The organism is Micrococcus sp. HMSC31B01 (assembly GCF_001816085.1).
Taxonomy (GTDB): Bacteria; Actinomycetota; Actinomycetes; order Actinomycetales; family Micrococcaceae; genus Micrococcus; species Micrococcus luteus.
Genome location: NZ_KV825233.1, coordinates 1 through 9,077 on the forward strand (window position 1 = coordinate 1; position 9,077 = coordinate 9,077).

Annotated in this window: 9 protein-coding genes; 7 read left to right on the forward strand and 2 right to left on the reverse strand. The window is 73.0% G+C overall.

Annotated features, from left to right (window positions below; genetic code table 11):
* Positions 1 to 5: 5 nt before the first annotated feature.
* A complete protein-coding gene (locus HMPREF3105_RS08630) occupies positions 6 to 374 on the reverse strand; it encodes a hypothetical protein (protein ID WP_036316791.1) in 369 nt (122 codons plus the stop codon).
* 63 nt (positions 375 to 437) lie between these two features.
* Between HMPREF3105_RS08630 and HMPREF3105_RS08635 the strand changes: the two genes are divergently transcribed.
* Complete coding sequence (locus HMPREF3105_RS08635) at positions 438 to 1,529, forward strand: magnesium and cobalt transport protein CorA (RefSeq protein WP_306452696.1); 1,092 nt, start codon at positions 438 to 440, stop codon at positions 1,527 to 1,529.
* A gap of 26 nt (positions 1,530 to 1,555) precedes the next feature.
* On the opposite strand, the gene pyrE is transcribed toward HMPREF3105_RS08635, so the two are convergent.
* Entirely contained in the window at positions 1,556 to 2,152 is a 597-nt protein-coding gene (gene pyrE / locus HMPREF3105_RS08640; RefSeq protein WP_036316789.1) for an orotate phosphoribosyltransferase, read from the reverse strand.
* 58 nt (positions 2,153 to 2,210) lie between these two features.
* On the opposite strand from pyrE, the gene HMPREF3105_RS08645 reads away from it, so the two are divergent.
* From HMPREF3105_RS08645 to HMPREF3105_RS08670, 6 genes are all read left to right on the forward strand, one after another.
* A complete protein-coding gene (locus HMPREF3105_RS08645) occupies positions 2,211 to 2,657 on the forward strand; it encodes a MarR family winged helix-turn-helix transcriptional regulator (RefSeq protein ID WP_036316787.1) in 447 nt (148 codons plus the stop codon).
* A 58-nt stretch (positions 2,658 to 2,715) separates the two neighbouring features.
* Positions 2,716 to 3,624 (forward strand): ammonia-dependent NAD(+) synthetase, encoded by a 909-nt coding sequence (gene nadE, locus HMPREF3105_RS08650; RefSeq protein WP_070709264.1) that lies wholly within the window; start codon positions 2,716 to 2,718, stop codon positions 3,622 to 3,624.
* A 44-nt stretch (positions 3,625 to 3,668) separates the two neighbouring features.
* Complete coding sequence (locus HMPREF3105_RS08655; protein ID WP_049147818.1) at positions 3,669 to 4,496, forward strand: exodeoxyribonuclease III; 828 nt, start codon at positions 3,669 to 3,671, stop codon at positions 4,494 to 4,496.
* Positions 4,497 to 4,514: 18 nt separating this feature from the next.
* A complete protein-coding gene (locus HMPREF3105_RS08660) occupies positions 4,515 to 5,417 on the forward strand; it encodes a DUF8083 family protein (protein ID WP_070709267.1) in 903 nt (300 codons plus the stop codon).
* A gap of 114 nt (positions 5,418 to 5,531) precedes the next feature.
* Positions 5,532 to 7,355: a glycoside hydrolase family 13 protein gene (locus tag HMPREF3105_RS08665; protein ID WP_036383521.1), complete on the forward strand. Its 1,824-nt coding sequence runs from the start codon at positions 5,532 to 5,534 to the stop codon at positions 7,353 to 7,355.
* A gap of 211 nt (positions 7,356 to 7,566) precedes the next feature.
* Positions 7,567 to 9,033 (forward strand): amino acid permease, encoded by a 1,467-nt coding sequence (locus HMPREF3105_RS08670; protein ID WP_036383523.1) that lies wholly within the window; start codon positions 7,567 to 7,569, stop codon positions 9,031 to 9,033.
* The last annotated feature ends 44 nt before the right edge of the window (positions 9,034 to 9,077 follow it).

Genomic DNA, 9,077 nt, shown 5'->3' on the forward strand with positions numbered 1-9,077 from the left:
CTCGTTCAGCGGCCGGCCTCGGACCGGTCGACGGCGGCCCAGGCGGCCCCGGCGGACACCGCGGCCACGGAGAGCACCGCCGGCCACGCACCGATCTTCTTGGCCAGCGGGTGGGAGGCGCCGAAGCCGCCGAGGTACAGGGCGGCCAGGCCCCCGGTGACGGCCGGCCCCCGCGTGGCCAACCACGTCCGGCCGGCATACAGGCCGGCGGCGGCCAGCACGACACCGCCGAGCGGCCGGATGCCGGTCTCACGGGCGGTCAGGTAGCCGCCGATCAGACCGAATGCGGTGACCGGGGCCGTGGAGACGGCGTGGGCGGGGAGCAGGGTCTTGCCGTCGCGGACGACGGGCGGGGCATGACGCGGAGTCTTCATGGCGCCACCGTAGCGCGCGCATCCTGGAATCCGCCGGGGGCCGCCGTCGGGGAGAATGTCCGGGTGAGCATGATCGACAACGCCGTGTACGTGGACGGGCGGCGCGTCCACGCCCCCTCCACCCTCGAGGACACCTGGGAGGAGTGTGAGCGCACCGGCGGCATGGCCTGGCTGGGCCTGTACCGCCCGGACGTGGCCGAGCTCCAAGCGGTCGCGGAGGAGCTGCGCCTGCACCCGCTCGCCGTCGAGGACGCCCTCGCCGGAGGCGAGCGCGCCAAGCTGGACCGCTACGGCGAGGACTCGTTCATGGTCCTGCACCCGGCCCGCTACGTCGACCGCACCGAGACCGTGGAGTTCGGCGAGCTGAGCGTCTTCACCGGTGAGCACTACGTGGTGACGGTGCGTCACGCGGAGGAGCCGGACCTGGCCGCCGTGCGACGGTCCCTGGAGACGGAGGGCCGCGAGCGCCTCGCGATGGGGCCGTGGCAGGTCACCCTGGAGATCCTGGACCGGGTCGTGGACGACTACTTCCCGGTGGCCGACGGCCTCGAACAGGACATCGCGGAGATCGAGGACCAGGTCTTCGCCGGCGACGGGCACGTCTCCCGGCGCATCTACGAGCTCTCCCGCGAGGTGCTGAACTTCCAGCACGCCATCCGCGCGCTGCCGTCCATCGTGGAGCAGCTCCAGGAGGAGGTGCGCACCCGCCTGCATGAGGACACCCGCCGCCTCGACGCCGACGGCCTGCCCCGGCGCGACGACGCCCACGCCTGGGAGGACGAGGAGCTCAGCGATCAGGCGCGCCTCGAGGTGGAGAACCTGCGCCGCCTGCGCGACGTCCACGACCACGCCGTCCAGATCAACGAGCGCGTGATGACCATGCGCCAGATGCTCAACAACGCCCTCGAGCTGGACTCGACGCTGGCGTCGAAGCGGCTGGCCGAGCAGTCGATCGCCCAGAACGAGCAGGTCAAGCAGATCTCGTCCTGGGCGGCGATCATCTTCGCGCCGCAGCTGGTGGGCTCGGTCTACGGCATGAACTTCGACGGCATGCCCGAGCTGCACTGGGCGTTCGGCTATCCGTTCGCCCTGGGACTCATGCTGGCGGTGGCCCTCACCCTCTTCGTGCTGTTCAAGCGCGCGGACTGGCTCTAGGCGGGCGGCGCGGGGCCGGCCGAGGCTCAGTCGAGGCCGAGCTCGTCCTTGCCGAACGCGTACAGGTACGGCACCCCCGCCTCCTCGGCCACGCGCTCGGCGGCGCCGGTCGCACGGTCCACGATCACGGCCACGGCCTGGACGTCGCCGCCCGCGTTGCGCACGCCCTCGACGGCGGTGAGCGCGGAGCCGCCCGTCGTCGAGGTGTCCTCCAGCACGACGACGCGGCGCCCGTCCACGCCCGGGCCCTCCACCTGCCGGCCCATGCCGTACGACTTCTGCGCCTTGCGCACCACGAACGCGTCGAGCGCGCGGCCCACGGTGCCGGCCTGATGCATCATCGCGGTGGCCACGGGGTCGGCGCCCATGGTCAGGCCGCCCACCGCGTCGAACTCGATCCCGTTCTCCTCGAGCAGGCGCAGCATCACGCGGCCGATCAGTGGGGCGGCCTCGTGGTGCAGGGTGACACGACGCAGGTCCACGTAGTAGTCCGCCTCCTTGCCGGAGGACAGGGTCACCCGGCCGTGCACCACGGCCAGCTCCTGGATGAGCTGCTTGAGCCGCTCGCGGTCCTGCTCGGGCGTGGGGACGGTGGGGGTCTGCGCGTCGGTCATGCCGCCCATGCTAGTGCGAGCCCGGCCACCCCTGCCGATTCCGTCCCGGCCTGGCTAGGCTCGGGTTATGAGCGAGATCCCGCACGACGACGCCCCCGTCCAGCATCCCTCCGGCCTGCCCCTGGCGCACTGGCTCACCCTCACCGAGGGCCTGATCGCGGCGCGCGTGGCCGAGAGCCTCGAGGAGCACGGCCTGACCCGCGTCCAGTGGCAGCTGCTGAACACCCTCACGGTGGCCCCGCAGTCCCGCGCCGAGCTCGAGGCCGGCTTCGAGGAGGAGCAGCGCGGCGCGGTGTCCGGTCAGATCGAGGAGCTGGTCGAGTCCCACTGGGTGACGGTCGAGGGCGACCTCTACACCCTCACCGCCACGGGCCGCACCGCGGGCGCCCGCGTGGGTGAGGCGGTCGAGGCCCTGCGTGCCGAGGCGACGGCGGACGTCCCGCGGGACCAGATCGACGACGCCGTCCGCGTCCTGCGCCGCATCGCCCGCAACCTGGGGCACCCGGACGCGTGAGCCGTCGTCGCCGACCGCCCCTGTCCCCGTGCGCGGGGCCGGTCCTACGCTGACCGGCATGCGTGAACTCCAGCAGCGGATCATCGCCCAGCAGGGCGTCCTCCCCGAGATCGACCCGGCGGCCGAAGTCGAACGGCGCGTGGCCTTCCTCGCCGACTACCTCGCGGCCACGGGCGCGTCCGGCTTCGTCCTGGGCATCTCCGGCGGCGTGGACTCCACGGTGGGCGGCCGGCTGGCCCAGCTCGCCGTCGAGCGTCGCCGCGCCCAGCTCGGCGTCCCGGACGCCGTCGCCCTGGGCGGCCCCGGCACCACCCCGCCGGGTGAGGCGGGGGGGGGCGCCGACGTCGTGCCCTCCCGCGAGAACCCCCGGTTCACCGCCGTGCGCCTGCCCTACAAGGTGCAGCACGACGAGGCGGATGCGCGGGCGGCCCTGGACTTCGTGGGTGCGGATCAGGACGTCACCCTGAACATCGCGGAGGCCGTGCAGGGTCTGGCCGCCGCCTTCGCTGAGGCCGTGGGGGAGCCGATCTCGGACTACAACCAGGGCAACGTGAAGGCCCGCATCCGCATGACGGCCCAGTACGCGGTGGCCGGCGCCCACGGGCAGCTGGTGATCGGCACGGACCAGGCAGCGGAGGCCATCACCGGGTTCTACACGAAGTTCGGCGACGGCGGCGCGGACGTCCTGCCGCTGGCCGGCCTGAACAAGCGGCAGGTGCGGGCGCTGGGCCGCGAACTCGGAGCCCCCGAGCCCCTGTGGAACAAGGTGCCTACCGCGGACCTGCTGGACGGCACGCCGGGCCAGACGGACGAGGCCGAACTCGGGATGACGTACGAGGACATCGACGACTACCTCGAGGGCAAGGACGTCCCGACCGAGGTCGCGGAGAAGCTCGAGGGCATCTGGCTCCGCAGCCGCCACAAGCGCACCACGCCGGTGACGATCCACGACGACTGGTGGCGCTGAGGCGCCGATCCCACGGTGTCCGCGCCCTTCGATAGCCTGGCCGGGTGAAGATCGCCACCTGGAACGTCAACTCCCTCCGTGCCCGCGCCGACCGCGTCGAGGCCTTCCTCGAGCGCCATGACATCGACGTCCTGGCCATCCAGGAGACCAAGTGCCGGGACGAGAACTTCCCGTGGGAGCTCTTCGAGCGCGCCGGCTACGAGGTGGTCCACAACGGCACCTCGCAGTGGAACGGCGTGGCCATCGCCTCCCGCGTCGGCCTGAGCGACGTGCAGCGCGGCTTCCCCGGCCAGCCGCACTTCGGCAAGGGCGGCGTGGACCCGCAGGAGGAGTCCCGTGCCATCGGGGCGACCGTGGGCGCCGAGGCGGCCGACGGCGTCGCCCCGGTGCGCCTGTGGAGCCTCTACGTGCCCAACGGGCGCGGCCTGGAGAACGAGCACATGGGCTACAAGCTCGAGTGGCTGCGCGTGCTCCAGGAGCACGCGGCCGCTCGCCTCGCCGAGGACCCGGACACCCGGCTCGCCCTGACCGGCGACTGGAACATCGCTCCGCAGGACGAGGACGTGTGGGACATCGAGCTGTTCCAGCGCGAGGGCTACACGCACGTCTCCCCGCCCGAGCGCGCGGCGTTCCGCGCGTTCGAGGACGCCGGGCTGGTGGACGTGGTGCGCCCGCGCCACCCCGGCCCCGGCGTGTACACGTACTGGGACTACACGGGCCTGGCCTTCCCCAAGAAGAAGGGCATGCGCATCGACTTCCAGCTGTGCTCCCCCGCCCTCGCACGGACGGTCACGGACGCCTGGATCGACCGCGAGGAGCGCAAGGGCAAGGGCGCCTCGGACCACGCGCCCGTGGTCGTCGAGCTGGGCTGAGCCACGGATGAGCCCGCGATGACCCACGACGACGGCGGCCCGCCCCCGGGTGTCACGCGCGGCACCGCGCACCTGCGCGTCTTCCAGCCGCTGGCCACGTTCCCGGACGCGGTCCAGGCGCGGCTGATCGCCGGCGGCCACCGCACCCGTGCCGAGGTCGAGGCCGAGGCGGCCGAACGGGCCCGGCGTCGCCTGGCCCGGCCCGTGGCCGACCCGTTCCCGGAACCCGGTGAGGACGACCTGGTGCGGGTCCTCCAGGACGAGCACCGCTCCGCCTTCTACTGCCCGGACGAGCGGGGCCTGCGCGCCGAGATGGCCGCGGCCATGCTCGAGGAGACGATGCTGCCGCGGCTGCACGAGGCCGCCATCCCGCCGGCGGCGCGCGCCATGAACCGCGGCCGCGCGCTCGTGGCGCTCGAGGACGAGTGGGGCCTCTCCCCCGACCCGGACGCGGCGGGCCAGGACCCGCAGGACGAGGGCGGCGCGCCGGAGCACCACCGCGTGCAGACGCGCACGGCCACGTGGGGTGTGCCGCACGGCTGGCTCACGGTGTTCGACCCCGAGGAGCCGGTGAAGCGCCTCGTGGACGGCGAGCGCACGGCGTACCGGCGCGCCCCGATCGTGGCCGCCCGGGAGCGGGCCGGGCACGCGGCGGCGGTGCTCGCGCGGCACGCCCCGGATGCGGAGCTGATCGGCGAGCTCACGGTGATGGTGGAGTGGCTCGGCGCGTTCCACCCCGACTCGTGGATCGAGCTGGACTACGGCGGCCTCACGCGGCACGTGTGGCCGGACGACTCCGTCTTCGACCTGTGGACGCTCATCGACGCGCTCGAGGAGGGCGACGAGGCGACCGCCGGCGTCGCACAGGAACGACTGAACCGGCGCTGGGCCGCCGTCGGGATGCTGGCCAGGCTGACCTGAGCCGGCCGCCGGCGCACCGGGGTGGGGCCGACCCGGGTGCTCGAGACGCACACCACGCCGCCGACGCCGCCCACGCGGGGCGCGCGCCCCGGCGTCGGGCCTAGGGTGGATCCCATGACCACGCAGCGCCTGAGCACCCCGCCCTCGGAAGCCCGGAACCGGCCCGTCACGCCGTGGTGGGTGGACGCCGTGATCTACCAGGTGTACCCGCGCTCCTTCGCGGACGCGGACGGGGACGGCATGGGCGACCTGCGCGGCGTCACCTCGCGCCTCGACTACCTGGCCCAGCTCGGCGTGGACGCGATCTGGCTCTCGCCCTTCTACCTCTCCCCGCAGCACGACGCCGGCTACGACGTCGCGGACTACCGCGCCGTGGACCCGCGGTTCGGCACGCTCGCGGACGCGGACGAGATGATCGCCGCCGCGCACGAGGCCGGCATCCGCGTGGTCGTGGACCTCGTGCCGAACCACACCTCGTCCGAGCACGCGTGGTTCCAGGCCGCCCTGGCCGCCGGCCCCGGCTCCCCCGAGCGCGCCCGCTACCACTTCGCCGAGGGCCGCGGCGAGCACGGCGAGCTGCCCCCCAACAACTGGGAGTCCACGTTCGGCGGCGGGGCCTGGACCCGCGTGACCGAGGCGGACGGCACCCCGGGCCAGTGGTACCTGCACCTGTTCGACACCACGCAGCCGGACCTGAACTGGGAGAACGAGGAGGTGCGTGAGGAGTTCCGCTCCATCCTGCGGTTCTGGCTGGACCGCGGCGTGGACGGCTTCCGGGTGGACGTGGCCCACGGGCTCATCAAGCAGCCCGGCTACCCGGACGCCGAGCACTCCCGCATGGGCATGGTCACGGACGCGGGCGAGGACGCCGACCCCACGTTCGACCCGGACACCTTCGAGCCGCTCACCCCGTTCATGGACCAGGACCGCGTCCACGAGGTCTACCGGGACTGGCGGCGGGTCCTGGACTCCTACGACCACGAGCCGATGATGGTGGCCGAGGCGTGGGTGGCCCCGCTCTCGCGGATGTTCCGGTACGTCCGCCCCGGCGAGATGCACCAGACCTTCAACTTCACCTACCTCATGGCCGGCTGGGACGCCGCCTCGCTGACCCACGCGATCGACCGGTCCTTCGAGCAGGCCGGCCGGGTCGGCGCCCCGAACACTTGGGTGCTCTCGAACCACGACACGGTGCGCCACGCCTCCCGCTACGGCCTCGCCGACCCGAGCTCCTACCCCGCCGGCATCACGGCCGAGGACGAGCAGCCAGACGAGGCGGTCGGTCGCCGTCGGGCCCGCGCCGCCGCGATGGTGGAGCTGGGCCTGCCCGGCTCCGCGTACATCTACCAGGGCGACGAGCTGGGCCTGCCCGAGCACACCACCCTCGCCGCCGAGCACCGCCAGGACCCGTACTTCTTCCGCACGGACGGCAAGGAGCCCGGCCGCGACGGCTGCCGCATCCCTCTGCCGTGGGCCGCCGACGAGCCGTCCTACGGCTTCTCGACCCCCGCGGACGACGACGGCCCCGCGTCCGCCGCCGAGGGCGTCGCCGCGCCGTGGCTGCCCCAGCCCGCGTCCTTCCGAGCGCTGGCGGCGGACCGGCAGGTCGGCGTCGAGGGCTCCGTGTTCGAGCTGTACCGGCGTCTGCTGCAGATCCGCGGCGAGCTCGACCTGGGCACGGGCACGTTCGCGTGGTCCGAGCACCACGACCCCACACGCGGCGTGCTGGCGTTCACGGTCACCTCGGGCGGTGGCCGGCACCTGGGCTCGGGCGAGCCGATCCCGGCGCGCACCGTGCTCGTGATGGCGAACCTGTCGACCGAGCCCGTCGACCTGCCCGCGAACCATTCCCGGGCCCTGTTCTCCCTCGAGGAGGCGGAGGCCGTGCAGGACGGGCGGCTCGCGCACGACGCCGCCGCGTGGCTGCTCATGGACTGAGCCCGGCGCGCCCCGGGACCCGCCGGGGCGCCACGGACCTTCCGCGGGGAATCCGCGGTGGGCGAGGTCACATCATCCGGCCTGGCCGGACGAACGCGACGTAACGTCCACGATGACTTGCATCACACCGGACAAAGTGGCATGAACGCTGTATCACGAGTCACCATGGCGTGTCCTGATCCACCCCCCCCCCTTCGAGCGGAGACTTCACGTGAGCACCTCCCCCTCCGGCTCCCGCGTCGCCGAGACCGGCGCGGCCACCGCGGACCGCGGGCAGCTGCACCGCGGCCTGAGCCAGCGGCACATCATGTTCATCGCCCTGGGCACGGCGGTGGGCACCGGCCTCTTCTACGGCTCGGCCGGCGGCATCCAGGCCGCCGGGCCGGGCGTGATCCTGTCCTTCCTCGTCGCGGGCGCCGCCGTGTTCCTCGTGATGCGCGCCCTCGGCGAGATGACGCTCCGGGAGCCCGTCTCCGGGTCCTTCGCCGCCTACGCCTCCCGTTATCTCGGCCCCTTCGCCGGCTACGTGACCGGCTGGACCTTCGTCTTCGAGCTGGCCGTCGTGATCGTCGCGGACACCGCCGCCATCACCACGTACATGGCGTTCTGGTTCCCGGGGGTCCCGGCCTGGGCCTGGGTCGCGGCCACGATCCTCGTGGTCGGCCTGATCAACTTCACGCACGTCGGCAACTTCGGTGAGGCCGAGTTCTGGCTGACGCTCGTGAAGGTCGGGGCCATCGTGGCGATGATCTTCGGCGGTGTGATCCTGCTCTTCACCGGCGCCTCCACCGCGGACGGCACCCAGGCCAGCCTGGCGAACCTCGTGGACCACGGCGGATTCCTGCCGCACGGCATCCTGGGCGTGCTGACCGCGCTCACCATCGTGACGTTCTCCTTCGGCGGCATCGAGACCCTCGGCGTGGCCGCGGGCGAGGCCAAGAACCCGGAGAAGGTGCTGCCCAAGGCCATCAACACGGTGCCGATCCGCATCCTGTTGTTCTACGTGCTGACGATGGCGGTCATCATGGCCCTCGTCCCCTGGAACCAGGTGGACGGCAAGGCCAGCCCGTTCGTGCAGATCTTCGAGGGCCTCGGCGTCCCCTTCGCCCCGCACCTGCTGAACTTCGTGGTGCTCACCGCCGCCGTCTCCGCGATCAACGCCTGCATCTACGCGTCCGGTCGCCTGCTCTACGCGATGGCCCACGACGGCCAGGCACCCCGGGCCTTCACCCACACCAACCGCGGCGGCGTGCCGTGGCTGTCCGTGGCCGTGATGCTGGGCGTGATGGTGCTCGGCGCGGTGCTGATCACCGTGGACCCGAACGCCTTCAGCCTGGTGGCCGGCGTCGCCTCGTTCGCCGTGGTGCTGACCTGGGCCATGATCTTCCTGTCCCACCGCGCCATGCGCAGGCGCGTCGCGGAGCAGGGCGCGGAGCCGTCCCCCTTCCCCATGCCGCTGGGCGGCGTCGGCACCTACCTGGGCCTGGCGTTCGTGGCCACCGTGGTGATCACCATGGCCACCATCCCGGATTCGCGCCAGGCGCTCATCATCGGTCTCGTGTGGGTCGCGGTCCTGACCCTCGCCTGGTTCGTCACGGGCACCCGCACGTCGGCCGCGGCCCACGACCGCACCGGCACCCTGCCGGTGGTCCGCACCCGCCAGTCCCACGAGGACTGACCCCCACGACGACGACGGCCCCTGTCCCGCGCGGGACAGGGGCC

Excerpts from the sequence above, each read along its gene's own strand:
- HMPREF3105_RS08630 (WP_036316791.1), bottom strand. The coding sequence starts at position 374 with ATGAAGACTCCGCGTCATGCCCCGCCCGTCGTCCGCGACGGCAAGACC.
- pyrE (WP_036316789.1), bottom strand. The coding sequence starts at position 2,152 with ATGGGCGGCATGACCGACGCGCAGACCCCCACCGTCCCCACGCCCGAG.
- HMPREF3105_RS08645 (WP_036316787.1), top strand. The coding sequence starts at position 2,211 with ATGAGCGAGATCCCGCACGACGACGCCCCCGTCCAGCATCCCTCCGGC.
- nadE (WP_070709264.1), top strand. The coding sequence starts at position 2,716 with ATGCGTGAACTCCAGCAGCGGATCATCGCCCAGCAGGGCGTCCTCCCC.
- HMPREF3105_RS08660 (WP_070709267.1), top strand. The coding sequence starts at position 4,515 with ATGACCCACGACGACGGCGGCCCGCCCCCGGGTGTCACGCGCGGCACC.
- HMPREF3105_RS08665 (WP_036383521.1), top strand. The coding sequence starts at position 5,532 with ATGACCACGCAGCGCCTGAGCACCCCGCCCTCGGAAGCCCGGAACCGG.